Genomic DNA, 17,600 nt, shown 5'->3' on the forward strand with positions numbered 1-17,600 from the left:
AATTACCACTTCAGGAGATTAAACTGCTCCATATCGACGGTATCGCGGTTGCGATAAATGGCCAGCACGATCGCTAAACCCACCGCCGCCTCGGCTGCGGCCACGGTAATCACAAATACTGTGAAAACCTGACCCTTAATTAATGTTGAGTCGAGGAAGTTGGAAAATGCCATTAAATTCAGATTAACAGCATTGAGCAGTAATTCAATTGACATCAGCACCCGCACAGCGTTGCGGCTAGTAATTAAACCGTAGATGCCAATGCAGAATAAAGCTGCTGCTAGTAATAAAAAGTACTGGAGTTGCATGAATCTGGGTATCCCTCCTGAAAAAATCTGGCTGTTTATCTGCGGCTCAGGTTGCAAATATTACTCTTTTGTTTCGCTAGTTGTTGATACTAGTTCTCTGGGGCGTTCTTGCAAAGTCAAAACAGTTTGCCCCAGTTTGGATGGTGTCAACAGGTCTGGCAAATACTCGCGGCGTGCCAAAATAATTGCTCCTACCATTGCTATCAGCAGCAAAATGGAAGCTAGTTCAAAAGGTAGTAAAAAGTCAGTGAAGAAATGTTCTCCAATTAAAACTATAGAACTTTCGCCACCTGCCACAGGAGCAGCTGAGTAAGCCCAAGGAGTAGCCAGCACCATCGTACTTAAAAGACCAAACAATCCTACACTGACTACACCCGTAAGTGCTTTCCGCACCCAAGAGTTGGGAAATGCTACAAAATTCTGCCGTTTGTTCACCAACATAATGGCAAACAAAATCAGTACGTTAACCGCCCCAACGTAAATTAGTATTTGTGCAGCCGCAACAAAATCAGCATTTAGCAACAGGTACATTCCCGCTATGCTGATAAACACACCCCCCAGCAAAAAGGCAGAATAGACGATGTTGGAGAACAGCACCACACCAATGGCTGCCCCAATCATCATCACGCCCAGTATGCCAAGTGATACTAACTGTACTCCTTCTGCTAGATTCACTGTTTTTTGTCCTTAGTCAATTGTCATTGGTCATTGGTCATTGGTCATTGGTCATTGGTCATTAGTTATTAGTCAAATAACAAAGGACAAATGACAATGGACAAATGACATTTATTTTTCTGTTTGTTCTACCAAGTCTTCTGGACGCGCACCTGCACGTGGCGCATCTGCGGGCAGTCCATGTGGTTCGAGGACGCCTTTGGGTAGGTAAACTAGTTCGCGCAGTGGTGTCACCATTGGGTCATCTGTTACCTTATAAGGCAGACGACCTAGCGCTACGTTGTCATAGTTCAATTCATGGCGATCGTAAGTGGAAAGCTCATATTCTTCTGTCATCGATAGACAGTTAGTGGGGCAAAATTCCACACAATTACCGCAAAAGATACAAACTCCAAAGTCAATGCTGTAGTGGTTGAGTTTTTTCTTTTTGCTGGCTTTGTCGAATTCCCAATCTACTACAGGTAGGTTAATTGGACAAACGCGAACGCAAACTTCGCAAGCGATGCACTTATCAAATTCAAAATGAATCCTACCGCGAAACCGTTCGCCAGGAATTAGTTTTTCGTAAGGGTACTGTACAGTAATTGGACGCCGCCGCATGTGGTCGAAGGTAACAGAAAGACCCTGACCAATGTAACGCGCAGCTTGTACTGTTTCTTTGGCGTAATCGCCAACTTGTTTTAGGAACTTTAGCATTGTGCTTCACTCTCTCTTTTTAAGCTATCAGCGTTATTTGTCCCTTGTCCTTCGTCCTTGGTCTTTTGTCATTAGTCATTTGTGTATGCTAATGACTAATGACTAACCACCAAAAGCGAAGGGAAAGGCTAGTTTCAGGGCGGCGGTTAATAGAAGATTAACCAAACCAACTGGTAACAAAAACTTCCATCCTAAATCTAACAGTTGGTCAATCCTTACCCGTGGCACTGTCCAGCGCAACAGGATGGCGACAAACACTAGTAAATAAGCTTTGAACACAGTCATGGTGATACCCAAAGCCGCAGTTACTATCTGGAACACGGGATTTAATTCACTAACTCCCAGCCAACCAGCGATGAGGTTGAGGGGAATAGGAAAGTCCCAACCGCCCAGGTAGAGAATTGCTACTAGTAAGGAAGAAAGGATTAAGTTAACGTATGAACCCAGGTAGAACAGACCAAATTTCATGCCTGAGTATTCAGTCTGATAGCCTGCGACGATTTCTTCTTCCGCTTCGGGTAAGTCAAAGGGTAATCGTTCGCATTCAGCGAGGGCAGCTATCCAAAAGATCAGAAAACCAATTGGTTGTCGCCAAATGTTCCAGCCCAGAATGCCGTAGCCAGACTGCTGATTGACAATATCAACGGTGTCGAGGCTATTAGACATCATAGCGATCGCTAATACCGCCAGCGCCAAAGGAATTTCATAACTAATAGATTGCGCTGCTGCCCGCAACCCCCCTAAGAGGGAGTATTTGTTATTAGATGCGTAGCCAGCCATCAGCAAGCCAATGGGTTGAATGCTTGACAAGGCAATCCACAAGAATACGCCCATGCCCACATTGCTAATTACGATATTCTGTCCAAAGGGCACAATCAGGAACGACAGAAACACCGGAATTACAACAATAATGGGGCCGAGGGTAAATAGCCAGGGGTCAGACTTGGCTGGTACTATATCTTCTTTAAATACCAGCTTCAGACCATCCGCTACAGGCACCAGCAACCCAAAAGGCCCCTGGTATTCTGGCCCAATTCGCTGCTGTGCGGAGGCAGAAATTTTCCGTTCTAGCCAAGTAGCAACTAATACCCCCACTGTTGCCCCAATCAGCATCAGTATCATTGGCAGCGGCATCCAAATCGCTTTGGCTGTTCCTGCTGGTATACCTAAATCCCGGAGGGATTCAATAAAAGTTCCTTGGAGGTCAATTCCTGAATTCATGTTTGGTGCTCTTTAAGACATAGAGTCATGGTGAGTTACAACTATTAGTTAAATTAATACCTGTAAATTCACCCATTTTTAATTTTTGCTGTGATGATGACCGATTGAAGATTTGTTGCCAATTCCCATGCCTAGTATATCGTTGGATGGTTTGACCACCCTGAAGCGAGATGAGAATTCTACTTATGGTTGGCATTAAGATTGGCTATTCAGGGAGCGCAGGGACAAGGGGACAAGGGGAATAATCTGCTCAATGCCCCATGCCCAATGCCCCATGCCCATTTACCGTTGCTCAATGGGAGTATAAGTAACTTCGTGCAGACCGTTGTAAACCTGGGTAGGACGGAAAATCCGGTTTTCTGCTAGTTGTTCTTTCCAATGGGCTAGCCAACCGGCAACGCGAGCGATCGCAAATATTGGTGTAAACAAGTCGGTAGGAATCCCCATCTTCCTATATACCAAACCAGAATAAAAGTCAATATTTGGATAAATCCCTTTGCTACCGAGTTTTTCCTCTACCACTCGTTCCATTTCTTGAGCAATGTCATAGAACTTGTCATGCCCAAACTTTTCAAACAATTGCTCTGCTAGTCCTTGTAAAATTATGGCTCGTGGGTCTTTCACTTTATACACACGATGTCCAAAGCCCATAATCTTAGATTTAGTTTCCAGACAATGCTCTATGTAGGGACGGACATTTTCCACAGAGCCAATTTTTTCCAACATCTGAATTACTTCTTCATTGGCTCCACCATGCAGAGGCCCGCCCAAAGTTCCCACAGCACTAGCAACTACAGCGTAAGGATCGGTTAAGGTGGAAGCTGTCACCCTGGCACTGAAAGTAGAAGCATTCATTGTATGCTCAACTTGAAGTATCAAGCAGATATCAAAAACTCGCGCCATCAGAGGATCGGGTTCTTTCTCATCAAGCATGTATAGAAAGTTGGCGGAGTAGTCTAAGTCATCACGGGGACGCACGGGATCGTTGCCTTTTCGCATCAGTTGGAACGCCGCCACCATTGTAGGAATGGTTGCTATCAGGCGCACTACTGAATCTCGAATGTAGACAGGATTATGTAAATCCCGAAGCGAATAAAACAAGCCTAAAGCCGCAGCGGAGGCTTGCAAGGCATCCATTGGGTGGCCGCTTTCTGGAAAGCATTTCATCATGTCCCGAATGCGGTACTTTATCCGCCGGTGGTAACGAACTTCATGCTCAAATGTTTCCAGTTCTTCTTTGCTTGGCAGTTTACCCCAGATTAAGAGATAAGCAGTTTCTAGGAATGTACTTTTTTCTGCTAATTCCTCAATCCTAATGCCACGATATTCTAGTATTCCCTTTTGCCCATCAACATAGCTGATACTTGATTGAGCGGCGGGAATGCCTTCTAGACCAGGCTTGTATTCGCACACCATCATGGCAACACCATTTGCTTTTTGAAATATCTGCTGGAGGTAACATTACCAGAAATTTATTGTCGCCATAACAGTAGCCGTTCTAACAACAATCGAAAATGTTGAAAAACTGTTACAGCAGGTACTTGGGTGGTGTCAACCAAAACATCTGACTCCGACCCAGAGGAGAACCTGTTTCTGGTAGTTTTATCCCAATCATACCTGCTTTTTTCAAGACAAAACTTTCTTTGACTTCTCCCCACAGGAGAATTTCTGCCCAATTGGTTAAATCAGGTTCGTGTCCAACCAGCGCCAGTTGTGTATTTTGGGAATAATTTCTTGGCTCTAACCACTCTTTTAGCCAACTAGAAATTTGACCGTCGTGGGCGAGGTGGCTAGATTCCTCTAACTGGGAGCTTAGTTTTTCTGCTATGAGGATTTCAGCCGTTTGGCGCGCCCGCACTAAGGGACTGGTGAGAATTAAATCAAAGTTTAAACCTAATTTAACAAGTTTCTGGGCAACTTTCTCAGTTTTTTGCCTTCCTTCTTTGGTTAGGTTGCGCTCCTCATCTTTGATGCCTAATCCCTTGTCTTCGGCGATGCCATGACGAATTAAGTATAGTTCCATACTTTGTATTGTGAGCGATTCAGTTAGGCTGCTCTTAGGCTAATGTTAGAACGCTATCCACCACTTAGCAATCTGTCATACTCTGGATGCGATCCAATCCAAAACCATACAAAATTTTCATCTTCTTTTACAGCAAGCGCCCGATAATATATACCAATACGCACTGACCAAAACTGACCGACTTTTTTGAAATGCAATGATGGATACTTAGGATCTTCCCGAAGCAACTCATAACATCGGTCAGCAAGCTGTTGGATATCAATTGGTAACTGGCGATAGTAATACCAAAAATCAGGGGTTGCTCGATGTTTCACAGATCGGTGCAACGCCCTTCTCGGAGATGTTTGAGTGCTTTTTTTGCCAATGCATCTAACCGACCAGCAGCGACATCTTCTTCAATCTGTTTATCCCAGGATGCTGCATCGAATTCTGCAAACCAGGTACGAAATGCGGCGAGATCCTCTGGTGAAAGTAGACTAACAGCGAATTCGACGTTTATAACCTCTTCGTCGTTTACGTTTAATTCTTTCTTTAGTTTCTCATTTATTATTAATTCTTGCGCTAAAAGAAGGCTTGTCTGATTGATTAAATTTCTCCTTAATTCTTCTCGTTTATCCAAGGATGCTGCATCGAATTCCGCAAACCAGGCACGAAAAGCAGCTAGCTCATCTGATGAAAGTTGACTAATAGCGAGTTCGACTGTCCATTTTCCTGATAATTCACGAACCAAATTGTCAAAATTATGTACAACTGGCAAATTTAGGTTTTCAATATATCCGTGAGCAAGCCGATTCCAAACTTCAAAACAAGCTTGAGCAAGCTCGAATTGAGAGATTGATAACTCTCCCAAAGAGTACAGATGTCTTAGTAATCCTATAACTGGGAAACGTTCAATAGGAATTGAAACATCGACTGCTCGCTTTCTTAAAGTCCCCTCAAATATACTCCACATCAAAAGAAAAGCAGGCTCAATTTCATCATTTTCAATAAGCTTATGTGCTTGGATAAGCCGATGGGTTAGCTCTTGCCATGAAGGAAATTGTTCGGATGTTCCAGGTAATGACTTAGCTTCTATGTCTTCAAGTGTTAGCAATAAAAAACGCCAGCCTGGATGTTTACTCACTTCCTCTGCTAAAGCCTGTAAACGATCAACTGACATTCGGCTGAGGCTGGTTTTTACTTCAATTACCAAACCTGAGTCGTCTTTAATAGCAATCATATCTGGCTGGTAGTTACCCAACTCGAATGGTAATTCATCTGTTTTAGGTTCAATGGAAACACGAAATCCTTGGCTTTCGTACTTCTCTGCCAGAGATTTTACTTTTTCATCATATAGAGTTTTAGTATTGTTAATCATAAGTATTTTTCCAGTGGTTGAGATTCACTCACTTTTACATAAACACACTCTTTACCTGTGATTACAGCACGCTGTAATAATGAAGGTAGATTTCTAATATCAATCGGGTCAGATATAAATCTACGATGACTATCTACATCTGATACTAAATTATCATCTTCAAAAACTAAGTTTACAAGTGCATCCTGAATTGGCTTGATAATGTTATCAGTGTCAGCCGGGAACTCATCACAAAGGTAAACTAGCGTTAGTTGTAGATCACCTTGTTTAATGACGCTGCGATCTTTCCAAAGTTTTTGAGCTTCAACGCGTACAAAATTTTTCCATGCCTGAAGGTTTTCTTTTTTCTTTGTCTGTAACGAAACAGGTCGTCTGGGAATGAGAAATTCAAAAGGTATTATTCGCATCCCAAGTGCATATCTTTATAATTAGTTAACAAAGTTACAGCAATTTTCACAGATGATTACTCATCATATTGAACATATCTACATTTATACAAAAATTCTACATGGTTATTTGTCAGCGTTAAGATAAAAGTCTAAGTCTAAAATCTCATCGACAGAAAAGGGACAAGCGATCGCAAAATTATCTTCTGATAAACCAGTTTCCACCATTGCCTCTCGCCGCGCTCTTTGATAAATAGTATTAATCCACTCGGCATCATTTAAAAAACGCTGCAAGCTAGGACTTTCTTGCAGTAATTCATCTATATTTAGTCGCTCATAAGTAATGGTCACTTGCCAACTGCGACTGGGGCGTTCAGGTTGATACTTCCACTTCAGCAAATGTGATAACACCAACCGCAACGCACTTTGCAACGCCCGTTGTTGACTTTTACCCAAGTCCACCACTTCCTCAATTAAGTGTTCTAAATCCAGCGTGTCCCACTGGTGCGATCGCAAAAGCTCTGCTGTCCGCTCTACCCACGCACAAAAATCTTGTTCATACAGAGTTTGTAACATTTGCAGTTCTATAGACTTCATGGCGCTCCTTGTTCGTAAATAAAATAGGTAGGCGCGAGTTAATTTTATTTGTGCCTACCTACTTAACATTAAGCACGAACTACATCCTCAATCAGTTCAGCGTCTGTGAAAAGACCAAAATTCCCGACTTTTTAGAAAAGTCGGGAAATATGTTTATCACGAATGATTTACAGATACTATCTAACCAAACCCTTTCACTGCTGCATGAGTTAGGAGTTTTCCCCATCTCCTTTTCTCCCTACTCCGACTGGATCGGGTTGTCTCTAGGATTAACTAACCTCAACAGTTTTTGCTTAATTTGAGCATCGAATACTTCCCATTTCATTTTCGCATAAGCGGAATTTTCGTTGCTGCCAGATAAGAAGCCCATTGGAATTTCAAAGCCGCCTGCGCTTGTCCTTCCACCGCCGAAAAAGCGCCCTGTGCTATCTTGCCCAAAAGCTTCTTTGATGAATTCATCAGGGTCAAGGGTAAGTTTGCTAGTTCTCAGGGAGCCGATGACTATTTCCAGTTCTTCGTCTTCATCGTGAACAATGCCGTAAACTACGGCGGTGTGGACGTTTTCTTCGGTAACGAGAAAATCAGCCGCTTGGGGGATGGCGTCACGGTCTTCGTAGCGTAAGTAGCCAACACCAGCAATGGAAAAGTTATTTTGGACGATGCGGTTTTTCAGCGATCGCTCGATCACATCCATTACCCGCTTGGAACGGTTGGCCTGTAAAATGGCATTCAACAGTTGAGCGTCATAAAATCGGCTTAAATACGCCGCTGCCATAAAATCTTCTTCTTGGGCTTGCATTAACCGATCTGTATCCGATCGCAAGCCATGCATCAAAGCAGTAGCGCATTTGACGTGTTGATTTATGCTGCTATCTAATGCTAATAATCCTGTTTGGAGGTATTGAGTAAAAATTGTTGCCGTCGCTCTTACGTAAGGGCGGATATCCTCAAACTCTGAGTGCAGATCGCCTTGGATACTGTGATGGTCGACGAGTACCACTAAAGGAATTCCAGCCTGCTGCACCGCTGACAGTAGCTGTGAAGTGGTTCCCTGGTTGTCAATTAATACAAAACCTTGATAAGATGACAAATCTTTAGTTTTCAAGGTTTGCGTTGTCCAGCGTTGGATAGGTAAATTAGTCAGTCTTACCAAGGCAATATTTTCTTGATGGCTCAATGCACCAGCATAAATGATTTCACATTTGATATCATATTGCTGGGCAATTAACTGATAAGCCCAAGCGCAGGAAAGGGCATCAGGGTCAGGAAAATCTTGCAGAATTACCAGTTGGCGATCGTGTCGGTGTGCCAAAAGGGTTCTTTGCAGTTCTTCTGACTTTTGTTGTGCCAGAGAGTTACCACGGTTACTGAGATATATAGCTCCATCACCTACCGATGGCGGTAATGACGGACTTTTAAATGCAACTTCCACTGGCGCTTTCTCGATTTCAGGTTCCTCTGGGTTTGGCTCTGTGGTCAATGACAAACTCTCAAACTGAGTAACGGGAGAATTAAAGTACATAGGGAACTTTTTTTAAAGTGTGAGGCTCCTTTAATTCAGAAATACTTACGAGCAGCAATTCACTGAATTTAGCCACATTAATTACGATCTTCGCAAAAATATCAAGACATTGCACTATACATCTAAGTATATTTCTTGTCAGTAACACCGCTCAACATCAACTAACTTCCACTAAAGGGCATACAGCAAGGAAGTTTAGAATATCAGGCTGTATCTGGCAGCATAAATATGTTTTAGGAGTTTTGTTCTCTTTCGTAAATTCAATCAGGGAGATTTTTATCTAACTTAGGGTATACTTCCTATCTTATCCTTTAGAATTAGTCCTTGATATTTGAAATATTCTTATGCTTAATATTCTCATTATTGTGACTATTGAGCAATTAACAATTATTTTTGATGAATAACGTCTGTTTTGTATCCCCTTTGAAAATTCTGCTTCTGCAAATTTAGAGTAAAGTCCAATGGAAAAGGGCAAAAGACAGGGGGAGTAAAGAGCAAAAGGGAAACTCTATATACATACAACAAAATACATACAACAAATTTCAAAGCTTGATAGTTGATGCAATCATCTTTGTTGCAAGCCTATAGCTACCAATTTTTTAAAACTCCAATAACTTTAGTTATTGGTTATCTACTAAAGAAAGAGGGTATTTCTCCTTTTTTCTTTGCTCCTCTGTTTTTTGCTCAAAGACCTATAACATACTTTTGCCACTCTGTATGCAGTCCACTCTTAAGATGTTTGCTGACCTCGAAATAGAGACTGCTATAAGGTTGGCGCGGGGGATGACGCAAAGGCATGTGAGCTTCGTGGGGAGTCCGACTGCCTTTTTTGACATTGCAACGGACACAAGCGGTAACAATATTCTCCCAAGTATCGCCTCCGCCGCGCGATCGCGGTATTACATGGTCTAGTGTCAACTCATCCCCTGTGTAACCACAGTATTGACAAGCATGACCATCACGGTGCAATATATTTCGGCGAGTTAAAGGGATTTCTTTATAAGGAACGCGTACATAATGACGCAACCGGATCACGGTCGGCAACGGGAAATCCGTGTACAGAAATTTACCGTTGTGTTCCACGCGTTCTGCTTTGCCCTTGATTAAAAGAACTACAGCACGACGCCAACTCGTTATATTGAGAGGTTCGTAAGAGGCGTTTAAGACTAAAACCTTCCCCATTATTTGCGCTCAGGGTATGAGTTTTACAATATATTAACACAAATACACCCTGCTAGGGAGATGAGAAGAAATTATACTTTCGGAAGAATTTGAAAATTAAGTTATGAGTAAAGGGTCAAGAGTTAGGAGTGAAGAGTGAGGAGTTAGGAGTTGAAAAGTCAAATTTATTACTTCATCAAAATTATTACTTAGACTGACGCAATCGCGCAGCGTCTCGTAGACAAGAACAAAGTGAAAAGTTGAGCCGTAAGATTTACTTCTAACTCATAACTCATAACTTCTAACTCATAACTCTTAACTTTTACTTTAGCGCCGTAACATCTTGTATCAGTTCCAATCTGAAGGTTAAACTTCCTATTTAATCTGATCTCGCTTTTAGGAGCGTGTATAGATAGATAACTTGAAAGTTTAGCCGTGGCGGGATAGGAGTCAGTACAAATGTTAAGTCGCAAACAAATCCCTGGTATAGTTCCTAATCAGCAGTGCGATACCTACGCATGGTTTTCACAACGAGCTTGGGTAGAAATTGATTTAGAGGCGTTGTCATACAATGTCAAGCAATTGGTGCAGTTTTTATCGCCGCGTACCCAGTTAATGGCAGTAGTAAAAGCTGATGCCTATGGACATGGAGCAGTAACAGTTGCCCAAATTGCCATCCAATCGGGAGCTAGTTGCCTGGGAGTGGCTACAGTTCCAGAAGCTATTCAATTGCGAGAAGGCGGGATTCAAGCTCCCATTTTGATTTTAGGGGCAACTCATACACTCGAGCAGATTCATGCGATCGCCCAATGGAAACTTCAGCCCACACTCTGTAGCCCTAAACAAGCTTTAGTATTTTCTGATACCTTAGAATCGATGAATCATGGTTCTCCAGTGCCCGTACACATTAAATTAGACACGGGAATGTCTAGATTGGGGACTGATTGGCGGCAAGCAGGCGAATTTGTGCAACTAGTGCAGCGATTACCACATCTATCTATTGCCAGTATTTATTCTCATTTAGCGACAGCAGACGATCCTGATACCACGGCAATGGAAGAACAGCATAAACGATTTGAGGATGCGATCGCTCAAATCAAAGCAATGGGAATTGAACCGCCTTGCTTGCACTTGGCAAACTCAGCCGCCACACTTACAAATCCAGCATTGCACTACGACATGGTGCGTGTAGGTTTAGCTGTTTACGGACTCTATCCAGCACCGCATTTACAAAATGCGATCGATCTCAAGCCTGTTTTGCAACTTAAGGCAAGAGTTACCCAAGTTAAAACAATTGCCGCAGGAACAGCTGTTAGCTATGGTCATAAATTTATTGCCCCGCGCGAACTTCGCCTTGCTGTTGTGGGAATTGGCTATGCTGACGGCGTTCCTCGCAGTCTTTCCAACAAAATGCAAGTGTTAATTCGCGGTCAGCGCGTGTCACAAATTGGGACAATTACAATGGATCAGTTAATGCTGGATGTAAGTGCCATACCCAATATCCAAGAAGGAGAAGTAGTCACCTTATTAGGAGAACAGGGAAAAGAACAAATTTCAGCGGATGACTGGGCAAAACAATTAAACACTATTTCTTGGGAAATTCTCTGTGGATTCAAGCATCGTCTGCCTCGTGTTGCAGTTATGTAATTGGGCATGGGGTATGGGGCATGGGGCATGGGGCATTCTTATTCTTTTTCAGCTTGCCAGTCCCCATTCCCTATTCCCAAAAATAATTTCTTATGGTATGATAATAAACTGATGCGGATGTGGCGGAATTGGCAGACGCGCTAGATTTAGGTTCTAGTTCCGAAAGGAGTGAAGGTTCAAGTCCTTTCATCCGCACTTTTGATAAATTAAATTGCCTTATCTAGGCTGGTACTTATACTTGAGTTAAAAGTTCAAGAATAGTTACCAGCCTATTTAAATATCGCTTAAATAAAAATATGTTTCGCCAGCATAGCTTCAAATACAAGAGGATATTTGAAAATTTGTGTGTGGTAAAATGCGCCTGTGAACAAGACAGGGAAAGACTTTTAACTTAATAAGTCTGTTCTCCAAATGATAGTAAATGTGTCAAAGTGCATAAGTCCTAATGGATTTAATAACCGACAATTTTCATAGGTAAGATGTGTTAGGGACATAACGTACCATTCTGAGAACTTTCAGTACCTATTCTCGGCGGCAAAACACTCTGCAAAAAATAAGTTTTGCATTCTGTTTGATCTAAGTTATTAAATACAAATAATAAAAAATACATTTATTGCTTTCAATAAATAAGTGTTATTACTGTGGTCAATTTGAAGTTACTCGATGCAAAGTGGCTTCATTCAGTCCTTACTTGTTTAAAAAATAAATTTTAACTAAGTGTAAATACAGAAGCTCAAAGAGATCGCCATTAATAAAATCAGTATTATTCCTGTGGTCAGATTGGGGTTACTCAATGGAAAGTGGCTTCATCTAGTCTTGACATTTTTATGTCTTATTTCTCGAAAGATGTTGATAAATCTCAGTAACACTAAGTAGATTAATCACAATTTACGAATTTACTAAGATTTGCTCATCTGAAAATAACGCTACTCTCGTTGAGTTTTACCACAAACCTAGATGTAAACTGATGTATTTTAAAATGCAAAAGTTTAATGCTTTTTACTTGATTTTGATTGTGGAATAACTTTACACGAATTTAGCTTACACGTATCGAATTTTAGCTGAAGTAAAAGCAAAATGAGCACAACTCCTATAGGTAGCTACAGGTTGTTCCAGAAACTACATCCGCTATCTCTGTTGGCACAATTAACAAGTCGGCGTGCTACGGGTTGCTTAAGCGTATTTACCGGGATAGTTTCTTGGTCAATCTATCTAGAGGACGGTAAACTTACTTATGCCTCCTATTCAGATAAACTATTTGAGCGCCTTGACAGTCACTTACGGCGCTTGAGTCAGCAAATTCCTGCTCTCAACAGCGCCACTCGCGTACAGATGCGGCTGATGTTTGAGACGAAGAATGAACATCAATCAATACCAAATGCGGATTACCAAGCTATTTGTTGGTTAGTAAATCAGGACTATATTACCTCTGTGCAAGCAGGAAGCCTGATAGACGAATTAGCAAAAGAAGTAATGGAATCATTTCTGTGTTTAAAAGAAGGTAGCTATGAATTCAGTCCAGAAAGCTCTTTGGATGAACTACCAAAGTTCTGTCACCTGGATTTAAGGTTGCTTGTTGAACACTGTCAAAAACAGTTACGAAATCGGCAAAATATTCAGTCATCAATTCCGGCTGGTGGGAGTTCGCAAGTTTTTTCTACAACACAATCGTCTCAAGTTCAGCCACATCTGCAAATCAAGATTGGGCAAAATTTACCAATACCAATCAATTTTGATATTCCTGAGAATCAGACAATTACTCAGCCAACTGTTGGCAAAAAACTATATACAATTGCCTGCATTGATGATAGCCAAACTGTTTTGAATTCTATTAAGCACTTTTTAGATGAAAACACATTTTCAGTTGTAACGATCAACGATCCGGTAAAAGCTTTAATGCAAATTCTACGGAGTAAGCCCGATCTGATTTTGCTAGATGTTGAAATGCCAAGTTTAGATGGCTATGAACTATGTTCATTATTACGTAAACATTCAGCCTTTAAAAATACACCGATCGTTATGGTGACTGGTAGAACAGGATTTATCGACAGGGCAAAGGCTAAAATGGTCAGATCGTCAGGATATTTGACTAAGCCTTTTACACAATCAGAATTGCTAAAAATGGTTTTTAAGCATCTTGGTTGATTGAAATAAGGCAAATAAAAATAACAAAATATGTTTAATTTATTTTTTTAGGAGATTTGATAGTGAGCCTGACTTTACTTGGCACAATTTTGATTGTAGAAGATTCTCCCAGCGAATTGGAATTAATGAGCCATTATCTTAAAGAGAGTGGTTATAACGTAATTAAAGCAAGTGGTGCAAAAGAGGGTTTAGAAAAAGCTGTGTTAGAAAAACCAGATGCGATCGTTACTGATGTAGTAATGCCAGAAATGAGTGGATTTGAATTGTGTCGTTCTCTGAGAAGAAATCCAATTACTGCAAAAGTACCGATTGTGGTTTGTAGTTCCAAAAATCAAGAAATTGATCGTTTGTGGGCGATGAGACAAGGTGCAGATGCCTATATAACTAAACCTTACACCCGCGAACATCTCCTACGTACTATTAAATCAGTGGTAATTTTAGTCAATGACTAGTACAAACATTATTCTTTCTTCAAAACCAACGCCAAATAATTTAGCAGATAGTTATCTGAAATTTCAGCTAAATCAACAAACAACTGCTGTTTTATCAATGAAGCATACGCAAGAAGCAATTCTTGTCCCTGTTGAATCTATTACGTCAATACCGAATATGCCATCCTGCATATTAGGATTAATGAATTGGCGGAGTCGGATAATTTGGGTAGTTGATTTACCAAGAATGCTCAATTTAGAATCCCTAGATTATCGACTGCGACAATACAATGCGATCGTTATCCAAGTGGAATCATTGGTGTTGGGATTAGTTGTACAAGAAATAAAAGGTACAACCAAGTTCATAGTTGATGATATTCATTCTCCTATCGGACAAGTGACATCCAGTTTAGTTCCTTATTTATGTGGGTGCGTTGTGCAACAGGAAGAAATATTACTGGTATTAGATGCACAGGCGATTGTACAATCTTCTATTCTCCGCAGTGATTAGGTTTTACTACTAAAAACAGCTTTTTAGTGTTCTTATTCACATACTTAGGAGAACTACTTTTATGTTTAATAAAACTAACACGAATCAAGGTAATAGCGCTCAAAATCGAGCATCGCTGATTTCATCTCAAAAAGCCATTGGAACTGTAGTAAAGCTACCAACTAAGCTGACTACTGAAAGTGCTAATAATTCTTCTTGGAATCAGGGTATTGCCTATTTTACCAGGCTGGGATTGGTTAAGAAAGCGACTATTTTAGCGATCGCAATTGGTACAATACCAGTTTTGGGCATCGGTGCGATCGCTTTTGGTTTGGCCAACAAATCCATTACTAAGCAAATTACCCAATCTCAACAAGCCGAAGCCACTGGCTTGAGTGATAAAGTTAACCGCTTCATGCTGGGACGCTACGGTGATATTCAAGTAATATCAAACTTACTATTTTTGACAAATTCTCAAGCTAGTATTAGTACTCAGGAAAAGCAAGCAGTCTTAGATCGGGTTGTCGAAGCCTACAAAGCTTATGACAGTATTGCTGTTTTCGATCGCCAAGGTAACTTGATTGTCCAGTCTACAGGCGAACCCCTGGAAAATCAAAAAGACCGCACCTTTTTTCAAGACGCTTTACAAAAAGATACTCCTGTCATCAGCAAACCGGAAGCAGCAAATACTGGTGTTGTAAGTATTTATCTAGCTGCACCTGTGAAAGAGACAAGAACGGGTCAAACTATTGGCGTGGTACAAGCACGTATGCCCGTAAAATCTTTAGAGGAAGTTACCAAAAACTACGCAGCCAACGGACAACAATACTATTTGCTTGATGCTGCGGGAACAGTTTTCTTGAGTCCCCAAAAGGAATTATTGGGGAAAGAGGCCAAAGCAGAGTATTCTAATTTACCTAAACTGCTAGCAGCTAGAAAAGTAAATAGTTTTATAGAAGTTCCGAAAACTCAGAAAAAACAAGAACTAGTTAGCTATGTACCAGCTAGTACCTTAGATGGCTTACCCGATTTAAACTGGCAGGTACTTTTAGCTACAGATACCGCAACTGTATTTGAGCCGCAAAGACAATTGTTGTGGACTATAGCCATCGGTACAGCAGTGACAGCATTGATTGTGGGTGCGATCGCATCTCGATTAGCTAAACTGACTACACTACCAATTCTCAATGCAACTGCGGCATTAGCAAAGTTAGGTCAAGGTAAATTTAATACCCGTCTGGAAATTGAAAGAGAAGACGAATTAGGGGTATTGAGTGCAAATATCAACCTGATGGCCGAACAATTGCAGGTTTTAGTTAAAGAAGAGCAGCAGGAACTAGACGTTGAAGGGACAAAATTACTAGCAGATATTACCCTACGGATTCGGAAAGTTCTTAAAACTGAAGATATTTATCACGCAGCAGTCAAAGAAGTTCAGCGAATCCTCAAAACAGACCGGGTAATCATTTATAGTCTGAATCCAGGAACTTCGACTGACGTTGTCGTTGCGGAATCGGGAACTGGTAATTGGCCGGAAATGTTGGGAGTGCAAATTGACGACCCTTATTTTCGGGAACATTATCTAGAAAGCGATCGCAATGAACAAGTGCAAGCAGTTGCCGATATTCATCAAGACCAAAGCCTGAAAAATGCCGACAGTTACATCCAACTGTTGGAAAAATTTGCTGTCAAAAGTCATTTAATTGTACCGATTCTTGCCCAAGAAAAACTTTTAGGCTTATTAATTGCTCATCATTGCGAAACTCCTCGTGTTTGGCAACAGCCGGAAATTGACTTGTTTCAACAGATAGCAACTCAAGTCGGCTATGCCTTAGAACAAGCCAAGTTATTAGAAGAGATAGAAAAAGTCAGAAATGTAACTATAAGTGGGTCAGACGAAACACTGCAACAACAACTTTTACAACTACTCAACGACGTGGAAGGTGCAGCCAGAGGCGATTTGACAGTGCGTGCAGACGTAACCGCTGGGGAAATTGGTACTGTTGCCGACTTCTTCAACTCGATTGTGGAAAGCCTCCGGGATATTGTTACCCAAGTTAAACAAGCTGCCATTCATGTAAATAGTGCCATTGGCTCTAACGAAGGAGCCATCCGTCACCTAGCAGAAGAAGCGCTAACCCAAGCTGCCGAAATCAACCGCACCCTTGATGCTGTTGACCAAATGACCCAATCCATGAAAGCCGTAGCCGAAAGTGCCGAAAAAGCTGCCTTCATTGCTAACCATGCTGCTCACACCGCCACCAATAGTGGACACGCGATGGATTTGACAGTACAAAATATCCTCTCTTTGCGGGAAACTGTGGGTGAAACTGCTAAGAAAGTGAAACGTTTGGGAGAGTCTTCGCAACAAATTTCTCGCGTGGTTTCCTTGATTAACCAAATTGCGATTCAAACCAACTTGCTTGCCATTAACGCCGGTATTGAAGCAGCACGTGCGGGTGAAGAAGGTCAAGGTTTTGCTGTAGTGGCTGAAGAAGTAGGCGAACTAGCAGTTAGGAGTGCCGCCGCAACCCAAGAAATTGAACAAATTGTTGAAAATATTCAACGAGAAACCAGTGAAGTAGTGCAAGCAATGGAAATAGGCACTACCCAAGTGGTAGAAGGTACTCGAATTGTGGAGGAGGCTAAACAAAGTTTGAGTGAAATTTTGGATGTATCTTCTCAAATTGACTCCTTAGTGCAGTCGATTTCTACCGCGACTGCATCTCAGGTTGAAACATCCCAAAGTGTTAGCCAATTGATGAAAGATATCGCTGCTATATCACAACGTAGCAGCGATTCTTCTCGCCAAGTTTCTGAATCTCTGCAACAAACTGTGGATATTTCTCAACAGTTGCAAGAGACTGTCGAGGCTTTCAAAGTTAGTTAAGTTTGTCATTTGTCATTTGTCCTTTGTCCTTTGCGATTTGCTAGTGATGAA

17 protein-coding genes and 1 tRNA gene are annotated in these 17,600 nt (G+C 41.4%); 6 read left to right on the forward strand and 12 right to left on the reverse strand.

All coding sequences use genetic code 11. The annotated features are described in order from the left end of the window. Positions 1–2: 2 nt before the first annotated feature. The 12 genes from nuoK to RM049_RS11535 all read right to left on the reverse strand — a co-directional run bounded on the left by nuoK (position 3) and on the right by RM049_RS11535 (position 9,967). Positions 3–308, reverse strand: coding sequence for an NADH-quinone oxidoreductase subunit NuoK (nuoK, locus tag RM049_RS11480; RefSeq protein ID WP_006199065.1), 306 nt, complete (start codon positions 306–308; stop codon positions 3–5). Positions 309–368: 60 nt separating this feature from the next. Continuing rightward, positions 369–983: an NADH-quinone oxidoreductase subunit J gene (locus tag RM049_RS11485; protein ID WP_322672193.1), complete on the reverse strand. Its 615-nt coding sequence runs from the start codon at positions 981–983 to the stop codon at positions 369–371. A 111-nt stretch (positions 984–1,094) separates the two neighbouring features. Next, positions 1,095–1,679: an NAD(P)H-quinone oxidoreductase subunit I gene (gene ndhI, locus RM049_RS11490; RefSeq protein ID WP_229462911.1), complete on the reverse strand. Its 585-nt coding sequence runs from the start codon at positions 1,677–1,679 to the stop codon at positions 1,095–1,097. Positions 1,680–1,781: 102 nt separating this feature from the next. Then, positions 1,782–2,900 carry an NADH-quinone oxidoreductase subunit NuoH gene (gene nuoH, locus RM049_RS11495; protein WP_194045704.1) on the reverse strand — a complete coding sequence of 373 codons (1,119 nt, stop codon included), beginning with the start codon at positions 2,898–2,900 and terminating at the stop codon, positions 1,782–1,784. 282 nt (positions 2,901–3,182) lie between these two features. Next, positions 3,183–4,319, reverse strand: coding sequence for a citrate synthase (locus RM049_RS11500; protein ID WP_322672194.1), 1,137 nt, complete (start codon positions 4,317–4,319; stop codon positions 3,183–3,185). A gap of 109 nt (positions 4,320–4,428) precedes the next feature. Continuing rightward, positions 4,429–4,923 carry a phosphohistidine phosphatase SixA gene (gene sixA / locus RM049_RS11505; protein WP_322672195.1) on the reverse strand — a complete coding sequence of 165 codons (495 nt, stop codon included), beginning with the start codon at positions 4,921–4,923 and terminating at the stop codon, positions 4,429–4,431. 53 nt (positions 4,924–4,976) lie between these two features. Further along, entirely contained in the window at positions 4,977–5,237 is a 261-nt protein-coding gene (locus tag RM049_RS11510) for a hypothetical protein (protein ID WP_322672196.1), read from the reverse strand. Then, positions 5,234–6,280, reverse strand: coding sequence for a hypothetical protein (locus RM049_RS11515; protein ID WP_322704272.1), 1,047 nt, complete (start codon positions 6,278–6,280; stop codon positions 5,234–5,236). The genes RM049_RS11510 and RM049_RS11515 overlap by 4 nt, the downstream gene beginning before the upstream one ends. Next, a complete protein-coding gene (locus tag RM049_RS11520; RefSeq protein ID WP_322672198.1) occupies positions 6,277–6,687 on the reverse strand; it encodes a RusA family crossover junction endodeoxyribonuclease in 411 nt (136 codons plus the stop codon). The genes RM049_RS11515 and RM049_RS11520 overlap by 4 nt, the downstream gene beginning before the upstream one ends. Before the next feature lie 105 nt (positions 6,688–6,792). Beyond that, entirely contained in the window at positions 6,793–7,263 is a 471-nt protein-coding gene (locus RM049_RS11525) for a DUF29 domain-containing protein (RefSeq protein WP_322704273.1), read from the reverse strand. Between the two features lie 238 nt (positions 7,264–7,501). Beyond that, positions 7,502–8,785: a bifunctional oligoribonuclease/PAP phosphatase NrnA gene (locus RM049_RS11530; protein ID WP_322704274.1), complete on the reverse strand. Its 1,284-nt coding sequence runs from the start codon at positions 8,783–8,785 to the stop codon at positions 7,502–7,504. A 684-nt stretch (positions 8,786–9,469) separates the two neighbouring features. Continuing rightward, positions 9,470–9,967, reverse strand: coding sequence for an HNH endonuclease (locus RM049_RS11535; protein ID WP_094349059.1), 498 nt, complete (start codon positions 9,965–9,967; stop codon positions 9,470–9,472). Between the two features lie 438 nt (positions 9,968–10,405). Here RM049_RS11535 and alr point away from each other — a divergent pair, with 438 nt between their 5' ends. The 6 genes from alr to RM049_RS11565 all read left to right on the forward strand — a co-directional run bounded on the left by alr (position 10,406) and on the right by RM049_RS11565 (position 17,549). Continuing rightward, the gene (gene alr / locus RM049_RS11540) at positions 10,406–11,593 is read left to right on the forward strand and encodes an alanine racemase (protein WP_322704275.1); all 1,188 of its coding nucleotides are present in this window, start codon (positions 10,406–10,408) and stop codon (positions 11,591–11,593) included. A 113-nt stretch (positions 11,594–11,706) separates the two neighbouring features. Next, a tRNA-Leu gene (locus tag RM049_RS11545) sits at positions 11,707–11,788 on the forward strand. 882 nt (positions 11,789–12,670) lie between these two features. After that, positions 12,671–13,738 carry a response regulator gene (locus tag RM049_RS11550; protein ID WP_322704276.1) on the forward strand — a complete coding sequence of 356 codons (1,068 nt, stop codon included), beginning with the start codon at positions 12,671–12,673 and terminating at the stop codon, positions 13,736–13,738. A gap of 62 nt (positions 13,739–13,800) precedes the next feature. Next, positions 13,801–14,190: a response regulator gene (locus RM049_RS11555; protein WP_322704277.1), complete on the forward strand. Its 390-nt coding sequence runs from the start codon at positions 13,801–13,803 to the stop codon at positions 14,188–14,190. Beyond that, positions 14,183–14,680 (forward strand): chemotaxis protein CheW, encoded by a 498-nt coding sequence (locus RM049_RS11560; protein WP_322672204.1) that lies wholly within the window; start codon positions 14,183–14,185, stop codon positions 14,678–14,680. The genes RM049_RS11555 and RM049_RS11560 overlap by 8 nt, the downstream gene beginning before the upstream one ends. Before the next feature lie 61 nt (positions 14,681–14,741). Further along, a complete protein-coding gene (locus RM049_RS11565; protein WP_322704278.1) occupies positions 14,742–17,549 on the forward strand; it encodes a methyl-accepting chemotaxis protein in 2,808 nt (935 codons plus the stop codon). The last annotated feature ends 51 nt before the right edge of the window (positions 17,550–17,600 follow it).

Source organism: Nostoc sp. DedQUE04, from assembly GCF_034530995.1.
In the GTDB taxonomy this organism is placed as follows: Bacteria; Cyanobacteriota; Cyanobacteriia; order Cyanobacteriales; family Nostocaceae; genus Nostoc.

Excerpts from the sequence above, each read along its gene's own strand:
- RM049_RS11525 (WP_322704273.1), bottom strand. The coding sequence starts at position 7,263 with ATGAAGTCTATAGAACTGCAAATGTTACAAACTCTGTATGAACAAGAT.
- RM049_RS11535 (WP_094349059.1), bottom strand. The coding sequence starts at position 9,967 with ATGGGGAAGGTTTTAGTCTTAAACGCCTCTTACGAACCTCTCAATATA.
- RM049_RS11550 (WP_322704276.1), top strand. The coding sequence starts at position 12,671 with ATGAGCACAACTCCTATAGGTAGCTACAGGTTGTTCCAGAAACTACAT.
- sixA (WP_322672195.1), bottom strand. The coding sequence starts at position 4,923 with ATGGAACTATACTTAATTCGTCATGGCATCGCCGAAGACAAGGGATTA.
- alr (WP_322704275.1), top strand. The coding sequence starts at position 10,406 with ATGTTAAGTCGCAAACAAATCCCTGGTATAGTTCCTAATCAGCAGTGC.
- RM049_RS11500 (WP_322672194.1), bottom strand. The coding sequence starts at position 4,319 with ATGATGGTGTGCGAATACAAGCCTGGTCTAGAAGGCATTCCCGCCGCT.
- RM049_RS11565 (WP_322704278.1), top strand. The coding sequence starts at position 14,742 with ATGTTTAATAAAACTAACACGAATCAAGGTAATAGCGCTCAAAATCGA.
- RM049_RS11520 (WP_322672198.1), bottom strand. The coding sequence starts at position 6,687 with ATGCGAATAATACCTTTTGAATTTCTCATTCCCAGACGACCTGTTTCG.
- nuoH (WP_194045704.1), bottom strand. The coding sequence starts at position 2,900 with ATGAATTCAGGAATTGACCTCCAAGGAACTTTTATTGAATCCCTCCGG.
- nuoK (WP_006199065.1), bottom strand. The coding sequence starts at position 308 with ATGCAACTCCAGTACTTTTTATTACTAGCAGCAGCTTTATTCTGCATT.
- ndhI (WP_229462911.1), bottom strand. The coding sequence starts at position 1,679 with ATGCTAAAGTTCCTAAAACAAGTTGGCGATTACGCCAAAGAAACAGTA.
- RM049_RS11560 (WP_322672204.1), top strand. The coding sequence starts at position 14,183 with ATGACTAGTACAAACATTATTCTTTCTTCAAAACCAACGCCAAATAAT.
- RM049_RS11530 (WP_322704274.1), bottom strand. The coding sequence starts at position 8,785 with ATGTACTTTAATTCTCCCGTTACTCAGTTTGAGAGTTTGTCATTGACC.
- RM049_RS11515 (WP_322704272.1), bottom strand. The coding sequence starts at position 6,280 with ATGATTAACAATACTAAAACTCTATATGATGAAAAAGTAAAATCTCTG.